We start from the raw sequence: 19,275 nt of genomic DNA on the forward strand, positions 1-19,275 counted from the left end.
CGATGCGGGACGCGGACGGATTCTCATGAAAGCACTCGTACTGGCCGGCGGAACAGGGATGCGGCTGCGGCCGCTCAGCTACGCGATTCCGAAACAACTGGTGCCGGTCGCGAACCGGCCGGTGCTCGACCACGTCGTGCGCGGCGTGCGCGACCTCGGCGTCACCGAGATCGGCGTCGTGGTCGGCGACGGCGGCGCGCAGATCGCCGAGGCGCTCGGCGACGGATCCCGGTTCGGCGCGCGGATCACCTTCATCCGCCAGGAGGCGCCGCTCGGGCTCGCGCACTGCCTGATCGTCGCGCGCGAGTTCCTCGGCGACGACGACTTCGTGGTGTGGCTCGGCGACAACCTGCTGCTGGACGGGGTCGCCGGGATCGCCGCGCAGTTCCGCGAGCGCCGCCCGGCCGCGCAGATCGTCGTCGGGAAGGTCTCCGACCCGCGCCGGTTCGGCGTCGTCGAACTGGACGGGGACGGCGCCGTCACCGGGATCGCGGAGAAGCCGCGCCGGCCGCGCAGCGACCTCGCCGTCATCGGCGTCTACTTCTTCACCGCCGCGGTCCACGAGGCCGTCGCCGCGATCGCCCCCGGGGAGCGCGGCGAGCTGGAGCTGACCGACGCGCTGCGGTGGCTGCTGGAGCACGGCCGCCCGGTCACCGCCCGGCAGTACGACGGGCACTGGCAGGACACCGGCCGCCCCGACGACGTCCTCGCCGCGAACCGGCGCGTGCTGGCCGGGCTGTCGCGCGAGGTCGGCGGGCACGTCGACCCGGCCAGCCGGCTGCTCGGGCCGGTGGTGGTCGAGCCCGGCGCCCGGGTGCTGCGGTCCACGCTGCACGGCCCGGTGGTCGTCGGCGCGGGCAGCGTCGTCGCCGACAGCCGGCTCGGCCCGGACGTGTCCGTCGGCCGCGGCTGCACCCTGCTCGGCGCCCGCGTCAGCGACTCGATCCTGCTGGACGAGGCCGTCGTGCGGGTCTCCCATCCGCTGCGCGGATCGCTGATCGGCCGCGGCGCCACCGTCGCGCCCGCCGAACCCGGCGCCGGCGGCCACCGGCTCGTGCTCAGCGACCACGCCGAGATCGGGCTGGAGCAGCCCGCGGACCCGGCACCGGCACCGGAAGGAGGCGCGCGACCGTGAGGATCCTCGTCACCGGCGGCGCCGGTTTCATCGGCTCGGAGTACGTGCGGTCGGCGCTGCGCGGGGACCTGCCCGGGTCCGCCGGCGTCCATGTCACCGTCCTGGACCTGCTCACCTACTCCGGCAACCCCGCCAACCTGGAGGCGGTCCGCGACCATCCCCGGTACCGGTTCGTGCGGGGCGACACCAGCGACCCCGTCGTCGTGGACGAGGCCGTCGCGGGCCACGACGCGATCGTGCACTTCGCCGCCGAGACGCACGTCGACCGGTCCATCGTCAGCGGGGCCCGGTTCGTGCAGACCAACGTGCTCGGCACGCAGGTGCTGCTGGAGGCCGCCGACCGGCACGGCGTCGGCCGGTTCGTGCACGTGTCCACCGACGAGGTCTACGGCTCCATCCCCGAGGGGTCCTGGACGGAGCAGTCGCCGGTCGCGCCGAACATGCCGTACTCGGCGGCCAAGGCCGGGTCGGACCTGCTGGCGCTCGCCTGGCACCGCACCCGCGACCTCGACGTCGTCGTCACCCGCTGCACCAACAACTACGGCCCCCACCAGTACCCCGAGAAGGTCATCCCGCTGTTCGTGACGAACCTGCTGGACGGGCGGCGGGTCCCGCTCTACGGCGACGGCCGCAACGTGCGCGACTGGCTGCACGTGTCCGACCACTGCCGCGCCATCCAGCTCGTCCTGCTGGGCGGGCGGGGCGGCGAGGTCTACCACATCGGCGGCGGCACCGAGCTGACCAACCGGGAGCTGACCGAGCGGCTGCTGGCGGCCTGCGGCGCCGGCTGGGACATGGTCGACCACGTCCCGGACCGCAGGAACCACGACCTGCGGTACTCCCTCGACATCACCCGGATCCGCGAGGAGCTGGGGTACGCGCCGCGCGTCCCGTTCGAGCGGGGCCTCGCCGAGACCGTCGAGTGGTACCGCGCCCACCGGTCCTGGTGGGAGCCGCTGAAGGAGTCCGCGGCCGCCGTCCCCGGACCGGCCGGCGCGCGGCCCGGCCCGGTGACCGCGTGACCGGCCGGCGGCCCCGCGCGGCGGCGGCCGCGCCCCACACACCGACAGGAGATGCGATGCAGGAGATCGTGCGGAGGGCCGACCGGTGCCGGGTCTGCGGACGCGACGACTGGCTGGACGTCGTCTCGTTCGGCGAGACCCCGCTCGCCGGCGACTTCCTCCCCCCGGACGCCCCGCCCGGCGCCGAGCGGCGCGCGCCGCTGGAGGTCGCGGTCTGCCGCGGCTGCCGGCTGATGAGCCTGCGGCACGTCGTCGATCCGGAGGCGCTGTTCGGGCACTACCGGTACGTCTCGTCCGAATCCGACCTGATCATGAACCACATGCGCCGGCTGGTGGCGGACGCCGGCCTGGACGCGGGCGACCTCGTCGTCGAGTTCGGCAGCAACACCGGCGTCCACCTGGAGCTGTTCCGGCGGGCCGGGATGCGGGTGGTGGGCGTCGACCCGGCCCGCAACCTCGCCGAGATCGCCAACGGGCGCGGCGTCGAGACCGTCGCCGAGCCGTTCACCGCGACGGTCGGCGCCCGCGTCGCCGCGCGGCACGGCCGCGCGGCGATGGTGCTGGGCCGCCAGTGCTTCGCCCACATCCACGACGTGCACGAGGTGCTGGACGGGGTGAACGCCGTCCTGGACCCGGCCGGCGTGCTCGCCGTCGAGGTGCCGTACCTGGTCGAGCTGCTGGCCAGCGACGAGTTCGACACGATCTTCCACGAGCACCTGTCGTACTTCTCGCTGGGCACGCTGCGGACGCTGTTCGGCATGCACGGCCTGCGCGTCGTGGACGTCCGGACGGCCCCCGTGCACGGCGGCTCCATCGTCGTGTACGCCGCGCCGCGCGCGTCCGCGCGGGACGAGCGACCGGCGGTCGCGCGGATGCTGGCCCGCGAGGACGAGCTGGGCCTGTCCGGCGACGGCCCGTACCTGGAGTTCGCGCGCCGCACCGAGACGGCACGCGCGGAGATCGGCGACCTGGTCCGATCGCTGGCCGCCGAGGGCCGCACGGTCGCCGGGTACGGCGCGCCCGCCAAGGGCAGCACGCTGCTCAACGCATGCGGGCTGACGAGCGAGCACGTGCGGTTCTGCACCGACACGACCGCGCTGAAGCAGGGGCGGCTGATGCCCGGCTCGCGCGTCCCGATCGTCGCGCCGGAGGAGGGCCTGGCCCGCCGCCCGGACTACTTCCTGCTGCTCGCCTGGAACTACGCCGACGAGATCATCGGCCGGGAGCGCGCCTACCTGGAGGCGGGCGGCCGGTTCATCGTGCCCGTCCCCCGGCCGCGCGTGGTGTCCGCGCCGTCCGCCGTCGCGGCGCCCTGACGACCACCGGCCGGGCGCGCATGGGAGGGCGCGCCCGGCCGGGTGCCGCGCCGCGGATGTCCTTTCGGCGCGGCCGTGTTCGTCGGATAGCTGACACACGACGCCCGCACGGCACGGCCACCCCGTGCCCGACGTCCGAGAGGCCCTCCATGACCGACGCATCCGTCCAGCCCGGCGCCGCCCTGTCCCGTGACGCGGCGACGGGGCGGCCCGTGCTCAGGCTCGACCAGCGCTACCCGCACCCGCCCGGACGGATCTGGCGGGCGCTGACCGACGGCGCCGAGCTGTCCCGGTGGACGCCGTGGGAAGTGGCCATCGACCCCGTGCCCGGCGGCGCGGTGCTGCTCGCTTTCGCCGGCGGCGCCGCCGAGACCGGCACGGTCACCGCGGCCGAGCCGCCCCGGCTGCTGGAGTTCCACTGGCGGGGCATCCCCGGCAGCCCCTACGACGAGAACCTGCGCTGGACGGTCGCGCCCGTCTTCGGCAGCTCCGACCTCGCCCTCACGGTGACGTTGCAGGACCTCGCGCACGCGCCGCAGAGCGCCGCCGGGTACCACCTGTCGCTGATCCACCTCGGCGACCTGCTCGCGGGCCGGCCGGTGCGGCGCGCCGAGATACCGCCGGCCGACCCGCGCTTCCAGCCGCTCGTCGACCACTACACCGGCACGCTCCCCGGCGAGGTCTGAGCGCCTCCGGGCTAGGCGGGCAGGTCCAGCTGCGGGAACGCGGCCTCCAGGGCCTCCCGCCAGTCGCGGATCGGCGCGAGCCCGGCCCGCGACCACGCCGCGTGCCCGAGCACCGTGTACCTGGGCCGCAGCCGGGCGCCCGGGAACCGGTCCGCGCGCACCGGCCGCACCCGGTCCGGGTCGGCCCCGAGCAGCCGGAACACCTCGCTGGCCAGGTCGCGGCGGGACGCGGCGCCGCCGCTGGTCGCGTGGAACACCCCGGCGGCGCCCGTCCCGGCCAGCGCGACGATCTGCCGGGCCGCGTCCGCCGCCCATGTGGGCTGCCCCCACTCGTCGTCGGCGGCCTCGACGGAGGCGCCGGCCCGCTCCATCCGGGCCATGACGCGCACGAAGTCGGTGCCGTACCGGCTGTAAAGCCACGCCGTGCGGACGATCGCGGCCCGCCCGGCGGCGACCAGGTCCGCGACGGCCCGCTCCCCCGCGAGCTTGGTGCGGCCGTACGCGCTGAGCGGCCGCACCGGCGCGTCCTCGGCGTAGGGCTCCCTCGCCGTCCCGTCGAACACGTAGTCGGTCGACACGTGCACCAGCCGGACGGACTCGTCCGCGCACGCCCGGGCCAGCGCCGCGACCGCGCCGCCGTTGATCCGCAGCGCGTCGTCCTCGGCCTCCTCGGCGGCGCGGAAGTCGGTCCAGGCCGCGCAGTTCACCAGCACGGACGGCCGGTGCCGGCGGACCGCGGCGCGGACCGCGCCCGGGTCGGTCAGGTCCAGGTCGCCGCGCGTCAGGGCGACGGTCTCGGCCGCCTCGCCGCGCAGCACGTCGCGCAGCTCCCGGCCGAGGACCCCGCCCGCGCCGGTGATCATCCAGCGGGTCATGCCGGCGGCCGCACCGACAGGCCGTGCCGGAACACCCCGAGCGGGTCGTAGCGTTCCTTGACCCGCTGCAGGCGCGGATAGTTCCCGCCGTAGTACAGCTCGTGCCAGGGGACGCCGGAGGTGTTCCACTCCGGGTCGGCCAGGTCGACGTCGGGGTAGCCGATGTAGGAGCCGTCGCTGACGCCGTCGGGCACCGGCACCCCTCCCGTGTGCGCGAAGACGTCGCGGTAGAAGGCGCGGATCCAGGCGATGCGCTCGGCGTCCTCGTCCGGCGACGTCCACTGGCCGCCGCAGAACATCGCCTTCATCACGGGCGCGCGGTGCGCCACCGCGGTCGCCTCGGGCGCCGCCTCCGCGATCCGGCAGCCGTACCCCGACAGCACCAGGCAGGCGAACGGGTTGCCGCCGTCCCCGTCCAGGTACCGGTAGACGGTCTCCAGCTGCCGGTCGGTGAACCCCCGGCGCAGGTAGGCGGCCTTGTTCTTGTAGCGGCCCAGCGGCTCCGGCGGCCAGGTGTAGGACGGCATCCAGGAGCTCATCCAGGGCAGGACTGCCCGGTCGTTCACCACCGGGTCCACGCCGACGCCGCCGGTGAGCCGCGCGTACTGCTCGTCGAGCAGGTTCGCGGCGCCCGGCGCGGCCTCGTCGATCACCGAGGTCAGCATGACGGCGCCCGCCGAGCGGTGGCTGACGATGAAGTTGCTCCACAGCGGCGCGGCCGGCGACCCGGGAGCGGAGTTGTCCTCGTGCCAGCCGGCGAAGTTGCGCAGCAGCCGGGTCAGCGCCTTCTCGTCCATCGGCTCCCACGGCCACACCGCCGTCCGCCGCAGGACGCGGCCCGGCGCGCGCGGCAGCAGCCGGGCCGGGTCGGCGGAGTCCTCCCCGGGGCTGCGGAACCAGTAGCGGGTCACCACCCCGAAGTTGCCTCCCCCGCCGCCGGTGTGGGCCCACCACAGGTCGAGGTGCGGGTCGTCGGGCTCGCGGGTGGCGGTGACGACGCGCGGCTCGCCGGCGCCGTCCACCACGACGGCCTCGACGGCGTACAGATGGTCGACGGTCAGCCCGTCGCGGCGGGACAGGTGGCCGTAGCCGCCGGCCGCGACATGGCCGCCCATCCCGACGTCGAAGCAGGTCCCGGCCGGGAGGGTCACGCCCCAGCGGGCGTGCAGCGCCCGGTAGACCGGGCCGAGCCGGGCGCCCGCGCCGACCGCGAACGCGCGGCGGCCGGGATCGTGGGCGACGCCGTCCAGCGCGGAGAGGTCGAGCAGGATCTCGATGCCGGGCGCGGACGCGAACCCCTCGAAGCAGTGGCCGCCGCTGCGGGCGGCGATCCGCGCGCCGGCGCCCACGGCGTCGCGCAGCGCGTCGGCGACGTCCGCCGCCGACGCCGCCACCCGGATCTCGCGGGGCCGCGCGGCGAACCGGTGGTTGTAGGCGTCCAGCAGGTCCTCGTAGCGCGGGTCGCGCGGGGTCACCGCCGTGGCCGCGGGCGCCGCCGGGTCCGTTGCGGTCATGTGGCTCTCCGATCGCCGGTTCAGTTGTGGTACTGGCCGCCGTTGACGTCGAGGCAGTGGCCGGTGACGGCGCGCGCGAGGTCGGAGACCAGGAACACGATCGCGTCGGCGGCCTCGTCCGGGCCGGTGAGCCGGCGCCGGTCGATGGTCGCGGCGGTCTCGTCGTAGACCTGCCGGACGGGCACGCCGCGCTGCTCCGCGACGGCGGCGAAGTGCGTCTTGACGGCGTCCGCCCACAGCGGCCCGGGCGCCACCGCGTTCACCCGGACGCCGCTCGGGCCGAGCTCAGCCGAGAGCGTCTGCGCGACCGACACGAGCCCGGTCTTCACCATCTTGTAGACGCCGAGGGCGGGCGGGGACTCGCGGATCACGCTGGAGGCGACCATCACCACGGCACCGCCGCGCTCGGCGAGCGCGGGGGCGACCAGCCGGGTCAGGCGCAGCGCGGCGACGACGTCGACGCCGATGCCCGAGGTGAACGCGCCGAGGTCGACGGTCGTGAGAGCGGCCGGAGGGATGCCCGCGGTCGCGTTGTTGACCAGCGCGTCCAGATGCCCGAACGCGTCGACGGCACGGGCGGCGAGCGCTGCCGCAGAGTCCTCGTCGGTGATGTCGGCGGGCACCGCGACCGCCCGGCGGCCCAGCTCCGCCACCTCCCCGGCGACCGCGTCGAGCCGGTCGCCGTCCCGGGCGGCGAGGACGACGTCCGCTCCGGCGCGGGCGCAGCGCAGCGCCGTCGCCCGCCCGAGGCCCGGCCCCACTCCGGAGACCAGCACCACCTTGTCCCGCAACAGTCCGTCCATGCCCGTCCCTCCGTCCCCGGGCCGGGGCGGCGGCGCACCGCCGCCCCGGCCCGTCATCGGCCGCCCGTCACCGGGCGTCGTAGGCGGCGACCACCCGCTTGGGGGCCTTGTTGCGCCAGGCGCTCTCCACCAGCTCCCCGACGCGCTCCTCGGTGACCTTCGCCAGGTCGGCCCGCAGGCCGACGAAGATCTTGGTGGCGGCGGTGCGCCAGACCTCCTCGTAGACGTCGGGGTCGGCGGCGACGGCCTGCGCGGCCTCCTCCTCGCTCACCGAGAACACCGCGGTCTGCTCCCCCTTCTCCACCCCGGCGAAGGGCTTCTTGCGGACCTTGAAGCTCGGCAGCCCGAAGTGCGTGACCTCCTCCACCTCGGGCAGGGCGAGCGCGAACCGGCGGATGTCGTCGAGCGTGATCACTGCGGCACTCCTTCGGACTCGATGGCGGGGGCGCGCGGCCCTGACCGTCCGGCCGCCTGCCCCGCGAGGGCGGCGGCCACCTCGGCGGGGGCCGGTTCGCTCAGCGTCTCGCGGCGCAGCCGCCGCGCCGCCTCACCGAATCCGGGCTCCGCCAGCAGCCGGGCGACGGCGTCGCGCACGGCCTCCGGGGTGGCCTCGTCGTGGGAGATTACCAACCCGGCCCCGGCCGCCCGGAGCAGTTCCGCGCGCACCGTGGAGTCGCCCAGCTTGGGCAGGGTGAGCTGCGGGACGCCGTGCACCATCGCCGTGGACATCACCCCGAACCCGCCCATGTGGACGACGGCGGAGCACGTCGGCAGCAGCGCGTCCATCGGCACGAAGTCGACGAGCCGCACGTTGCGCGGCGGGGCGGGGCGGTCCCCGTCGCCGGCCGCGACCGTCGCGACCACCTCCACGTCCAGGGCGGCGAGCCCGTCCAGCATCGCGGGGCCGAGCAGGTCCGCGCCGTACAGGCCGCGCGCGGTGAGCCCGCCGGTCACGCACACCCGCGGGCGGGACGGCGGCTCGCGCAGCCAGCCGGGGATCTCGGCGGGCCCGTTGTAGGGGGTGTACCGGGCCGGGATCGTCCGCACCCCGGACGGCAGCCGCATGCTCGGCGGCGACTGGTCGACGGTCCACTGCCCGGTGAACAGCTCCTCGCCGAAGCCGGCGCCGAACCGCACGGCCTCGGCGCCGAGCCAGTCGCGCAGCGGGTCCGAGCGCTCGCCCGGCGGGCGCCGCTCCAGCAGCTCGGTGAAGCGGCGGCGGGCGCGCACCCACACGTCCGCGCCCCACGTGACGCGGGCGTGCGGGACGCCGGTGGCGCGGGCGGCGACGGCGGCGGCGAACGTGAACGGCTCCCAGAGGATCATGTCGGGGCGCCATTCGCGCGCGTAGCCGACCAGGCCGTCGAACAGGCCGCGGTTGAAGTGCTTCCAGGCGTGCTCGACCTGCTCCTCGAAGTAGGCGTGCAGGTCGTCCCAGCCCATCCGGTGGCCGTTCTCGGCGACGTCGGTGACGCGCCGCACCCAGTTCTCCCAGTCGCCCTTCTCGGCGCTCGCGGCCACCACCCGGCGCCGCCAGTCGTGGTCGCCCGCGACCTCCGCGACGGGCAGGCCGCTCCGCAGGACGGCCGGGACGAGCGGGCGCTGCGTCGCGACCCGCACCTCGTGCCCGGCGGCGCGCAGCGCCCAGGCGATCGGCACCATCGGGAAGAAGTGCGTGTCCTCGGCATAGGACGCGAACAGGAAGCGCATCGGGTTCCTCTCCCGGCCGGCCCTAGCGGGGGCGGGCCTCGACGATCGGCAGGCCGCGGGTGCGCACGACCCCGGTGAGGCGCAGCCCCGCCGTGGCCATCAGCTCCTCCAGCCGCGCCCGGCTGCGGCCGCCCCCGCCGCGCATGACCAGCAGGAGCAGGTCGTACAGCTTTCCCCAGCTGAACGCGTCGCCCGGTTCCGACAGCGGCTCGATCACCAGCAGCCGGGCGTCGGGGCTCATCGCGGCGCGCACCGCGCGCAGCACCTCCAGCGCCCGGTCGTCGTCCCCGATGTCGTACAGGGCCCGTTTGAGCACGTAGGCGTCGGCGCCGGACGGCACCGACGCGAAGAAGCTGCCGCCGACCACCGTGCACCGGTCCGCCACGCCCGCGGCCGCCAGCACCGGGCCGGCGGCGGCCACCACGTGCGGCTGGTCGAACAGCACGCCGCGCATGCCGGGGTTGGCGTCCAGCAGCGCCGCGAGGAAGGCCCCGTTGCCGCCGCCGACGTCGGCGACGGTGCCGAACCGCGACCACGGGTAGGCCGGCAGCAGCGTCCGCACCTCCCGCCGGGTCACCGCGCGCTGGGAGGCGTCGAAGCGGGCGCTCTCGTCGGGATGCTCGGCCATGTACGCCCAGTAGTCCCGGCCGTGCGCGTGGTCGAAGGCGGCCTTGCCCGTGCGCAGGCTGTGCGGCAGCGACGCCCACGCCTGGATGTCCGCCGGGATGAACGGGTAGGCGTCGCGCAGCGACCGCGGATGGTCGCTGCGCAACGGCTGCCCCAGATCGGTCAGCGCGAACGCCTCCGGCTCCGGTTCGCTGAACACGCCCCGTCCCGCGAGCGCCCGCAGCGCCTTCAGCAGCGCCCGCGGGTCCGTGCCGGTCTCGCGGGCCAGCTCCCGCACCGGGCGCGGCCCGTCGGCGAGCAGGTCGGCGACGCCGAGGTCGCAGACCGCCCGCAGCGTGAAGGGGACGATGTAGTCGGCCATCTCGGTGAGCCGCGCCACGGACTGCGCGTCCCGGCTCGGCGCGGCGGCCGCTGGGCTGGGCAGGGTCATCCGGGTCTCCCTCTGGGGCGTGCCTGGCTGGAGTGCGTCTGTGGTGCGCGCCGTACCAAGGCTCACCGGCCGGGCCGCGCCGCCGCATCTTCCGGAATGCCCTGCGGGCCCCGGCGCCGCGGTGGCGCCGCGGACCGGGCCAACCGGCAATACCGAAGATGCGCGCGCCCGCGCCGAATGGGACGGTCGCCTCACGGAACCCGTGCGGGGAAAGGGGCCGCCACCGGTGAATCCATTCGACGACGACGACATTTCCTTCCGCGTCCTCTCCAATGCCGAGGGGCAATTCTCGCTCTGGCCGGCGACGCTCGACGTCCCGGCCGGATGGGCGGTGCGCCACGGCCCCGCCGAAAAGGCGGCGTGCCTGGAATTCATCACCGTGCACTGGACGGACATGCGCCCGCGGCGGGCGGCCGCATCGCCGCCGGACGCCGCCTGACCGGCCGGCGTCACCCCGACACACCGGCAGACACCACAGCAGATGGGACAGCCATGCGTTCCTTCCGGATCGACATCCCGCAGGCGGAGCTGGACGACCTGCACCGCCGCATCGCCGCGACCCGGTGGCCGGACGACCTCGGCGGCCCCGGCTGGGACCGCGGGGTGCCGCTCGGCCACCTGCGCGACCTGGCCGAGCACTGGCGGACCGGCTTCGACTGGCGCGCCGCCGAGGCGGAGCTGAACCGGTACCCGCAGTTCGTCACCGAGATCGACGGCGCGCCGATCCACTTCCTGCACGTCCGCTCGCCCGAGCCCGGCGCCCGGGCGCTGCTGCTCACGCACGGCTGGCCCGGGTCGGTCGTCGAGTTCCTCGACGTCATCGGCCCGCTCAGCGACCCCCGCGCGCACGGCGGCGACCCCGCCGACGCGTTCCACCTGGTGATCCCGTCGCTGCCCGGCTACGGGTTCTCGGCGCCGCTGCGGCAGACCGGCTGGGACGTGCCGCGGATCGCCGCGGCGTGGGCGGAGCTGATGCGCCGGCTCGGCTACACCTCCTACGCCGCGCAGGGCGGGGACGCCGGGTCCCCGATCTCGCTGCAGGTCGGCCGGTGCGACCCCGACCACGTGATCGGCGTGCACGTCAACATGCTGATGGCGTTCCCGTCCGGCGACCCGGCCGAGCTGGAGGGCCTCGGCCCGGACGACCAGGCGCGCCTCGGCCGGCTGGCCCGCTTCGACCAGCAGCAGTCGGCGTACATGAAGGTGATGGCGACGCGGCCGCGGACCCTGTCGTACGCGCTGGACGACTCCCCGGTCGGGCACCTGGCGTGGATCGCGGAGAAGTTCGCCGAGTGGACCGACCCCGAGGGCGCCGTCGACCGCGACCGGCTGCTCGCCAACGTGTCGATCTACTGGTTCACCCGCACCGCGCACTCGGCCGCGAACTTCTACTACGAGGGCGCCGAGGCGGTCGCCCAGGCGGCCTCCGGGGCGCTGCCGCCGCCCGTCCCGGTGCCGGTCGGCGTCGCGGTGTTCCCGCACGACCTCTTCGTCCCCGTCCGGCGGCTCGCCGAGCGGGACCTGCCGACGATCGCGCACTGGACGGAGTTCGACCGCGGCGGCCACTTCGCCGCGCTCGAGCAGCCGGCGCTGCTGGTCGAGGACGTCCGCGCGTTCCTGCGCACGCTCAAGTAGAAGGAGACGATCCGATGCACGACGGCTGCCCAATCAAGCTGGACACCACCGGCCGCGACATCCACGGCGAGGCCGCCAGGCTGCGCGCGCAGGGGGAGGCGGTGCAGATCGAGCTGCCCGGCGGGGTGCTCGCCTGGTCGGTGAACCGACACTCGGTGATCAAGAGACTGCTGGCCGACCCGCGGGTGACCAAGAGCGCCCGCAACCACTGGCCCGCCTTCATCAACGGCGAGATCCCGCCGGACTGGGAGATGATCAGCTGGATCGCCATGGACAACATGGTGACCTCCTACGGCCGGGACCACGTCCGGCTGCGACGGCTGGTCGGCAAGGCGTTCACGCCGCGCCGCACCGAGGCGATCCGGCCGCGCGTGGAGGAGCTGACCGCCCAGCTGCTGGACGGGCTGGCGCAGGCCGGCCCCGGCGAGGTCGTCGACCTGCGCGAGCGGTACGCCTACCCGCTGCCGGCCCGGCTCGTCGCGGACCTGATCGGGATGTCGGAGGACGCCCGCGCCAAGACCGCGTCCGTCATCGACATGATGGTGGACACCACCGTCACGCCCGAGCAGGCCCAGGCGGTGCTGGCCGGGTGGCGCGGCGCGATGGCCGAGCTGATCGAGGCCAAGCGGCGCGAGCCCGGCGAGGACATCACCAGCGACCTGATCGCGGCCCGCGACGAGGACGGCTCGCGGCTCAGCGAGGCGGAGCTGACCGACACCATCTTCGCGATCCTCGGCGCCGGCTCGGAGACCACGATCAACTTCTTCGACAACGCCATCACCGCGCTGCTGACCCATCCGGAGCAGCGGGAGCTGGTGACGTCGGGCCGGGCGTCCTGGGACGACGTCATCGACGAGACGCTGCGGGTGGAGTCGCCGCTGGCGCACCTGCCGCTGCGGTACGCGGTGGAGGACATCGAGCTGGACGGCGTCACGATCCCGAAGGGCGACCCGATCCTGGTCAACTACAGCGCCGTGGGCCGCGACCCGGCCCTGCACGGCGACGACGCTGACGCCTTCGACCTCACCCGGGCCGACAAGGAGCACCTGTCGTTCGGGCACGGCCCGCACTACTGCCTGGGCGCCGGGGTGGCGCGGATGGTCGCCGAGACCGGCCTGTCCGGGCTGTTCGGCCGCTTCCCCGACCTGGAGCTGGCGGTGCCCGCCGGCGAGCTGACGCCGCTGCCGACGTTCATCATGAACGGGCACCGGACGCTGCCGGTGCGGCTGACCGTCCCCGCCGGGTCGGGACGGCGCTGAGCCGCGCGGCCCAGCGGGCCGCGCACCGCGCGCCGGCCGCCCGTGCCCACCGGGCGGCCGGCGCCTGCGCATGCCCGCCACCGATCCGTGCGGCCCGTCCCGAGCGGGCGCCGGGGAACGCCGAAGACCGCCGCCGGTGCTGCACCGGCGGCGGTCCTTCGGAGGGGCGGCGCGTCAGAAGTACGGCGCGTCAGAAGTACAGGGTGTTGGGCTCCAGGCCGCACAGGATCCGGCCGTACAGCTCGTCGTTGGTGTCGGGGTTCATCAGAGCGTGCGTCGTGATCGCCTGGACGTCGCGCAGGATGCGCTGGATCGGCACCGAGCTGTAGATGGACGACCCGCCGCTCGCCCCCGCCAGCGTGTCGACGGCCTGCTTGGCGAGGCGGACGGCCCGGCCCATGTCCGCCCGCGCCCGCGCGCGCTCCTCGGCGTTCCACGGGGCCCCCGAGGCGCCCTTGGAGCCGACGAGGTCGGCGAGCCGGTGCGCGTGGAAGAACGCCTCGTCGATCCGCATCGCGGCGTCCGCCAGCTGGAGATGGGTGACGGGGGCGGCGCTCTGCTCCTCGTACGCGGTGTAGGTGATCTTGCGGGTCGGCAGCCGGTCGAGGAACTCGGCCTTGGCGGCCGCCGCTAGCCCGACGGCGGTGCCGACCGACAGCGCGGACGCGGTCGGCAGCAGCGGAGCCCGCCAGACCGGCGAGGCGGCGTTGGCGCGCGAGGCGTACTGCTCGGCCAGCACCAGCGGCAGCGGCAGGATCCGCCGTTCGGGGACGTACACGTTCTCCGCGACGGTGCTCACCGAGCCCGTCCCGCGCAGGCCGGAGGTGTCCCAGTCGTCGACGATCGCCAGGTCCGCCATCGGGACGACCGCCATGACCGGCCAGAAGTCGCCGTCCGGCGCGGGCGCGACCGCGATGACGACCTGCCAGTGGCTGTGCGGGGCGCCGCTGATGAAGGCCCACTTGCCGTTCAGCACGAGGCCGCCGTCCGCCGGGACGCCCATGGCGGTCGGGCTGAGCGTGCCGCACAGCCGCACGTCCGGGGTCGCGAACACCTCGTCCTGCACCTCGTCGGGCAGCAGCGCCGCCATCCAGGTGGTGATCGCGTTGACGCCGGCGACCCAGGCGGCCGAGCCGTCGCCCGCGGCCAGTTCGGCGACGGCGTCGACCACGGTGCGCGCGTCGCACTCGAACCCGCCGTAGCGGGCCGGGAGCCGCAGCCGGAACATCCCCGCCTCGCTCAGCGCCGCGACCGCCTCCTCGTGCAGCCGCCCGTTCCGCTCGCCCCAGGCCGCGTGCTCCCGCAGCGCCGGCACCGCGTTCCGCGCGGCGGCCACCAGCTCCGCACGCGATGGTGCTTCGGTGATCGTCACCATTCCTCCCGCAGTCGGATTCGCATTGCATTCCGTTCGGATACTCACATCGGGCGGGCGGATGCGCCATCTTCTCGAATGCTCCCGGAAAATGCGCGGAACGCGATCGCGCAAGACAGGAGATGGCCTCCGCACGGCCGCGGTGCGATCGTCGGGAAGCGAGCACGTGACCGTGCTCAGGGAATTGTCCGCGCACCAGCCGAAAAGGACCGCACATGACCACGAGCACGTCATCTACTCCCGCGGAGCAGGCCGCCCTGGCGGCCGTCCCGGCGCGCATCGTCGAGGCCTGGGCGGCGCACGACGCCGCCGCGTTCGCCGAGGTGTTCACCGAGGACGGCACCATGATCCTGCCCGGGGTGTTCCGGGCCGGGCGCGAGGAGATCGCCGCGTTCATGGCGGCGGCGTTCGAGAACGACCTGAAGGGCACCCGGGTGACCGGGCGGCCGGTGCACGTCCGGCAGTTCGGCGACGCCACCGGGCTGCTGATCACCGAGGGCGGCGTCCTCGCGCCGGGCGAGAGCGAGCCGTCGGACGAGCGGGCCATCCGGGCGTCCTGGCTGCTGGTCAAGCGCGACGGGACCTGGCGGCTCGCCGCCTACCAGAACACCCCGCGCGACGCGCGGTGAGCGACGGCCTCCTACCTTCTCCCCGGGAGTTGACGTGAACGCAAAGGACGGGTCCGTCGGCGGGCGGGCCGTGGTGCTGGGCGGGAGCATGGCGGGCCTGCTGGCGGCGCGGGTGCTCGCGGACGCCTTCGACGAGGTGGTGGTGGTCGACCGGGACCGGCTGGTCGGCGTGACGACCGCGCGCCGCGGCGTCCCGCAGGGCCGGCACGTGCACGGGCTGCTCGCCCGCGGGCAGCAGATCCTGGAGGAGCTGTTCCCCGGCTTCACCGAGCGCGCCGTCGCGGCGGGCATCCCGACCGGCGACCTCGGCGAGCTGCGCTGGTTCTTCAACGGCAGGCGGCTGCGGCCCGCCGCAACCGGATGCGTGTGCGTGTCCACCGACCGGCCGGTCCTGGAGGCCCACGTGCGGGCCGGGGTGGAGGAGCGCGCCAACGTCCGGTTCATGGAGGAGTACGACATCGTCGGGCTCGCCACTGCTGCCGACGGCGGCCGGGTCATCGGGGCGCGGGTCCAGCGCGCCGGCCGCGACCCGGAGGTGGTCGAGGCGGACCTGGTGGTGGACGCGACGGGCCGCGGCTCCCGCACGCCCGCCTGGCTGGAGGAGCTCGGGCACGCGCGGCCGCGCGAGGAGCGGATCCGGATCGACCTGAGCTACACCACCCGGCACTACCGGCTGCCGGACGAGTCGATCCTGAACGGGGACCTGTCCATCAACCCGGTCTCCTCCCCGGCGACGCCGCGCGGCGCGTTCTTCTCCCGCGTCGGCCACGGCCGGTCGATCGTGTCGCTGACCGGGGTGCTGGGCGACAGCGCGCCGACCGACGACGAGGGCTTCGACGCGTGGCTGCGGTCGCTGCCCGTCCCGGACGTCCACGACGCGGTCAAGGACGCCGAGCCGCTCGACGAGCCGGTGGCGTTCCGGTACCCGGCGAGCGTCCGGCGCCGGTACGAGGAGCTGGAGAGCTTCCCGGACCGGTTCATCGTGGTCGGGGACGCGGCGTGCAGCTTCAACCCCGTCTACGGGCAGGGCATGACGGTCGCGGCGATGGAGGCGCTGACGCTCCGCGCGCACCTGGAGCGCGGGATCCCCGAGCCGCTGCCGTTCCTGAAGGACATCGCCGGGGTGATCGACGCGCCGTGGCAGATCTCGGCCGGCGGCGACCTCGCCTACCCGCAGGTCGAGGGCCCCCGGCCGCCGGAGCTGCAGATGGCGAACGCCTACATGGCGCTGCTGCAGTCGGCGGCGACCAAGGACGGGCAGGTCACCCGGGCGTTCATGCGGGTGGCAGGCCTGGTCGACCCGGCGGGCGCGCTGATGAGCCCGGAGATGATCTACCGGGTGCTGAAGAGCGGGACCCCGCCGGAGCAGGCGGCCGCCGGCTGACAACGGCGTCGCCGGACGGCGGAAGGGGAGCGAGGCGGGCCTCGCTCCCCTTTCCCGTGGTTTCTTTCCGTGGCGGGTCGCGTCCGGTCGAAGGGCCGCGCGCCCGCCGGTCAGCGGGACGCGAACCGGGCCGGGAGGGACTTGACGCCGTTGACGAAGTTCGACTCCAGCCGCACGGCCGGGCCGAGCGGCTCGAACCGGGCGAGGTGCGGGCGCAGCGCGGTGAGCAGCTCGGCCAGCTCCAGCCGGGCGAGGTGGGCGCCCAGGCAGAAGTGCGGGCCGATCCCGAACGCCAGGTGCGGGTTGGGCCGCCGGGACAGGTCGAGCCGGCCGGGGTCGGCGAACACCGTCTCGTCGCGGTTCGCGGACGTGTAGTAGACGACGACCTTGTCGCCCGCCCGGATCCGGCGCCCGCCCAGCTCGGTGTCGCGGACGGCGGTGCGCCGGAACTGCATGATCGGCGTCACCCACCGGATGAGCTCCTCCACGGCGTCCTCGATCGGCACCTCGCCGGCCGCCAGCGCGTCCCGCTGCCGGGGGAAGGCGGCGAGCGCCTGCAGCGACCCGGAGATCAGATGCCGGGTCGTCTCGTTGCCCGCCACGACCAGCAGCAGCCAGAAGCTGCAGAACTCGCGGTCGGACAGCCCGGCGGCCACGAGCCGTCCGGAGAGGTCGCCGGCCGGTTCCGCGCGGCGGCGGGCCGCGAGCCGCCGCGCGTAGCCGAACGCCTCGGCGAACGTCGCGCGGTAGACCTCGATGTCGCCGCCGCCGTACTCGGGGTCGTCGAAGCCGACCAGGTTGTTGCTCCACCGGTACAGCAGGTGCCGGTCCGCCTCGTCCACGCCGAGCAGGCCGGACAGCACCAGCAGCGGAAGCTCGGCGGCGAGGTCGGCGACCGCGTCGAACCGTTCGGCCGCAACCGCCGCGGCGGCGAGCGCGGACGCGTGCGCGGCCACCGATCCGGCGAGCGCGCGCACGGCCCGCGGCGTGAACACCGCGGTGATCGTCTTGCGCAGCCGCAGGTGCTCGGGCGCGTCCATGTTCACCAGCAGCTGCCGGGCCTGGACGAGGTCGGCGCGGCTGCGCGGATCGGTGAGGAAGGCGCCCTTGGCGGCCGAGGAGAACACCTCCGGCCGCTTGGACACCTCCCGCACCGCGTCGTGGGACGCGACCGCCCAGTACCCGGTGCCGCGCTGCGCGATCCGCCCGGCGCCGCCGTGCCGGACCAGCAGCGGCTCCTCCACCCAGCCGACCGGTTCGTCCCGGCGCCGCCGCGCGAACTCCTCGTGCGGGACGCCGACGGCGTAGGTGGCGGGGTGGGCGATGTCCGGGCGGCTCATCGCGGGGTCCCGGGCAGGCCGGTGAGGCGCAGCGCGTCCTTGCGGAGCTTGCCGGTGGGCTCGCGCGGCAGCGCGTCGACGAAGTGGTAGGCGCGGGGGGTCTTGAACCCGGCGAGCCGGCCGCGGCAGTGCCGGTCCAGCCGGACGGCGAGGTCGGAGCCGGCGCCCGCGGCGGGCTCCACCACGGCGACCACCCGCTCGCCGAACTCCGGATCGGGGACGCCCGTCACGGCGGCGTCGCGCACGTCGGGGTGGGCCAGCAGGGCCGCCTCCACCTCCGCCGGGTACACGTTGACCCCGCCGGAGACGATCATGTCCTGCTCGCGGCCGGCGAGGTAGAGGTAGCCGTCCTCGTCCAGCCGCCCGAGCTCGCCGAAGGTGAAGGTGTCGGGCGCGAGGTGCGCCTTGCGGGTCTTGCCCGGGTCGTTGTGGTAGCGGAACCCCTGGCCGCCCTTGCGGCGGACGAAGACGCGCCCTTCCCGCCCGGGCGGCAGCGGCGTCCCGTCCGGGCCGACGACGAGCAGCTCGTAGGCGGGGACGGCGCGGCCCACGCTGCCGGGGCGGCGCAGCCACTCGTGGGAGTCGATGAGGGTGACGGCTCCGCCCTCGGTGGCGCCGTAGTACTCCACGAGCACCGGCCCCCACCAGTCGATCATCGCGCGCTTCACCTCGGCGGGGCAGGGCCCGGCGCCGTGCCAGACCCGGCGCAGGCTCGCGCCGGAGAACGAGCGGCGGGTCTCCTCGTCCAGGCGCAACAGCCGCACGAACTGCGTCGGCACCAGGTGGACGGCGGTGATCTGCTCCCGGTCGATGGTGCGCAGCGTGGCGGCCGGGTCGAACCGGGGCCGCAGGACCAGCCGCGACCCCTGCAGCAGCGACAGCAGCGAGAAGAACAGCTGCGCCGAGTGGTACCAGGGGCCGTCCAGCATCACCCGCTCCCCCGCCGGGACGCCGAGGACCGTCCGCGCGTAGCGGGTGAGCCGGTCCACCCTCTCGAACGGCGCCCCGACGGTGAACAGGTTGTTGACCACGCCCTTGGGCGCGCCGGTCGTGCCGGAGGTGTAGAGCATCGTCGACCCGCAGGTCCGCCGCGCCGGCCCGGCGGGGTCGGCAGCGGCCAGTAGGGGCTCCGCGGCGGCGAACCCGTCGCGGTCCCGGTCGCCGAGCACCAGCGCGAGCGCGCAGCCCTCCGTGCGCGCCTCGGCCGCCGTGGCGGCGTAGGCGGGCTCGGCGACCAGGGCCCTGCTGCCGGAGTCGGCGAGGATGTGGCGGATCTCCGGCGCGGTCAGGTGCCAGTTCACCGGCACCAGGACCAGCCCGCTGTGCAGGCACGCCAGCAGCAGCTCGAACGTCTCCGGCCGGTTGCCGAGGACGGCGGCGACCCGGTCGCCCTCTCCGAGCCCGGCGCCCGCGAGCAGGTCGCTCCAGCGGTCGACGCGCTCGCCGAGCCGGCTCCAGGTGAGCGCCGCGCCGCCGGCGCCGCTGATCGCGATCGCGGAGCCGTCCCGGTCGATGTGTCGGTCCAGCAGGGTCGGCAT

18 protein-coding genes are annotated in these 19,275 nt (G+C 75.1%); 9 read left to right on the forward strand and 9 right to left on the reverse strand.

From position 1 onward, the window contains the following. The first annotated feature begins 25 nt into the window (after positions 1-25). From QP089_RS38880 to QP089_RS38895, 4 genes are all read left to right on the forward strand, one after another. A complete protein-coding gene (locus tag QP089_RS38880; protein ID WP_285918933.1) occupies positions 26-1,135 on the forward strand; it encodes a glucose-1-phosphate thymidylyltransferase in 1,110 nt (369 codons plus the stop codon). After that, positions 1,132-2,157 (forward strand): dTDP-glucose 4,6-dehydratase, encoded by a 1,026-nt coding sequence (gene rfbB / locus QP089_RS38885; protein ID WP_285918934.1) that lies wholly within the window; start codon positions 1,132-1,134, stop codon positions 2,155-2,157. Before QP089_RS38880 ends, rfbB begins: the two co-directional genes overlap by 4 nt. Positions 2,158-2,213: 56 nt before the next feature. Further along, positions 2,214-3,473 (forward strand): class I SAM-dependent methyltransferase, encoded by a 1,260-nt coding sequence (locus QP089_RS38890; protein WP_285918935.1) that lies wholly within the window; start codon positions 2,214-2,216, stop codon positions 3,471-3,473. A 149-nt stretch (positions 3,474-3,622) separates the two neighbouring features. Then, positions 3,623-4,159: an SRPBCC domain-containing protein gene (locus QP089_RS38895; protein WP_285918936.1), complete on the forward strand. Its 537-nt coding sequence runs from the start codon at positions 3,623-3,625 to the stop codon at positions 4,157-4,159. An 11-nt stretch (positions 4,160-4,170) separates the two neighbouring features. Here QP089_RS38895 and rfbD read toward each other — a convergent pair whose 3' ends face one another. From rfbD to QP089_RS38925, 6 genes are all read right to left on the reverse strand, one after another. Further along, positions 4,171-5,034 carry a dTDP-4-dehydrorhamnose reductase gene (gene rfbD / locus QP089_RS38900; RefSeq protein ID WP_285918937.1) on the reverse strand — a complete coding sequence of 288 codons (864 nt, stop codon included), beginning with the start codon at positions 5,032-5,034 and terminating at the stop codon, positions 4,171-4,173. Continuing rightward, on the reverse strand, positions 5,031-6,548 hold the full coding sequence (locus QP089_RS38905) for an FAD-binding oxidoreductase (RefSeq protein ID WP_285918938.1): 1,518 nt from the start codon (positions 6,546-6,548) through the stop codon (positions 5,031-5,033). The genes rfbD and QP089_RS38905 overlap by 4 nt, the downstream gene beginning before the upstream one ends. Positions 6,549-6,568: 20 nt before the next feature. Beyond that, a complete protein-coding gene (locus QP089_RS38910; RefSeq protein WP_285918939.1) occupies positions 6,569-7,351 on the reverse strand; it encodes an SDR family oxidoreductase in 783 nt (260 codons plus the stop codon). A 67-nt stretch (positions 7,352-7,418) separates the two neighbouring features. After that, positions 7,419-7,766: an MmcQ/YjbR family DNA-binding protein gene (locus QP089_RS38915; protein WP_285918940.1), complete on the reverse strand. Its 348-nt coding sequence runs from the start codon at positions 7,764-7,766 to the stop codon at positions 7,419-7,421. Next, on the reverse strand, positions 7,763-9,061 hold the full coding sequence (locus QP089_RS38920; RefSeq protein ID WP_285918941.1) for an activator-dependent family glycosyltransferase: 1,299 nt from the start codon (positions 9,059-9,061) through the stop codon (positions 7,763-7,765). Before QP089_RS38920 ends, QP089_RS38915 begins: the two co-directional genes overlap by 4 nt. Positions 9,062-9,083: 22 nt before the next feature. After that, the gene (locus tag QP089_RS38925; RefSeq protein WP_285918942.1) at positions 9,084-10,118 is read right to left on the reverse strand and encodes a methyltransferase; all 1,035 of its coding nucleotides are present in this window, start codon (positions 10,116-10,118) and stop codon (positions 9,084-9,086) included. Between the two features lie 226 nt (positions 10,119-10,344). On the opposite strand from QP089_RS38925, the gene QP089_RS38930 reads away from it, so the two are divergent. From QP089_RS38930 to QP089_RS38940, 3 genes are read left to right on the forward strand one after another with little or no spacing between them, the layout of a single operon-like run. After that, the gene (locus QP089_RS38930) at positions 10,345-10,557 is read left to right on the forward strand and encodes an MbtH family protein (protein WP_285918943.1); all 213 of its coding nucleotides are present in this window, start codon (positions 10,345-10,347) and stop codon (positions 10,555-10,557) included. Between the two features lie 53 nt (positions 10,558-10,610). Further along, positions 10,611-11,753 (forward strand): epoxide hydrolase family protein, encoded by a 1,143-nt coding sequence (locus tag QP089_RS38935; protein WP_285918944.1) that lies wholly within the window; start codon positions 10,611-10,613, stop codon positions 11,751-11,753. A gap of 14 nt (positions 11,754-11,767) precedes the next feature. Beyond that, positions 11,768-13,012: a cytochrome P450 family protein gene (locus tag QP089_RS38940; protein ID WP_285918945.1), complete on the forward strand. Its 1,245-nt coding sequence runs from the start codon at positions 11,768-11,770 to the stop codon at positions 13,010-13,012. 190 nt (positions 13,013-13,202) lie between these two features. Here QP089_RS38940 and QP089_RS38945 read toward each other — a convergent pair whose 3' ends face one another. Next, on the reverse strand, positions 13,203-14,387 hold the full coding sequence (locus QP089_RS38945; protein WP_285918946.1) for an acyl-CoA dehydrogenase family protein: 1,185 nt from the start codon (positions 14,385-14,387) through the stop codon (positions 13,203-13,205). Positions 14,388-14,599: 212 nt separating this feature from the next. Here QP089_RS38945 and QP089_RS38950 point away from each other — a divergent pair, with 212 nt between their 5' ends. Together QP089_RS38950 and QP089_RS38955 are read left to right on the forward strand one after the other, a co-directional pair. Then, positions 14,600-15,013, forward strand: a complete 414-nt coding sequence (locus tag QP089_RS38950) for an SgcJ/EcaC family oxidoreductase (protein ID WP_285918947.1) — start codon at positions 14,600-14,602, stop codon at positions 15,011-15,013. 34 nt (positions 15,014-15,047) lie between these two features. Beyond that, entirely contained in the window at positions 15,048-16,397 is a 1,350-nt protein-coding gene (locus QP089_RS38955; protein ID WP_285918948.1) for an FAD-dependent oxidoreductase, read from the forward strand. Positions 16,398-16,507: 110 nt separating this feature from the next. Here the strand turns inward: QP089_RS38955 and QP089_RS38960 are convergent, their stop codons facing one another. Both QP089_RS38960 and QP089_RS38965 read right to left on the reverse strand, forming a co-directional pair. Continuing rightward, complete coding sequence (locus tag QP089_RS38960; protein WP_285918949.1) at positions 16,508-17,737, reverse strand: cytochrome P450; 1,230 nt, start codon at positions 17,735-17,737, stop codon at positions 16,508-16,510. After that, positions 17,734-19,275, reverse strand: coding sequence for an AMP-binding protein (locus tag QP089_RS38965; protein WP_285918950.1), 1,542 nt, complete (start codon positions 19,273-19,275; stop codon positions 17,734-17,736). The genes QP089_RS38960 and QP089_RS38965 overlap by 4 nt, the downstream gene beginning before the upstream one ends.

Source organism: Actinomadura opuntiae (assembly GCF_030283205.1).
Classification (GTDB): domain Bacteria; phylum Actinomycetota; class Actinomycetes; order Streptosporangiales; family Streptosporangiaceae; genus Spirillospora.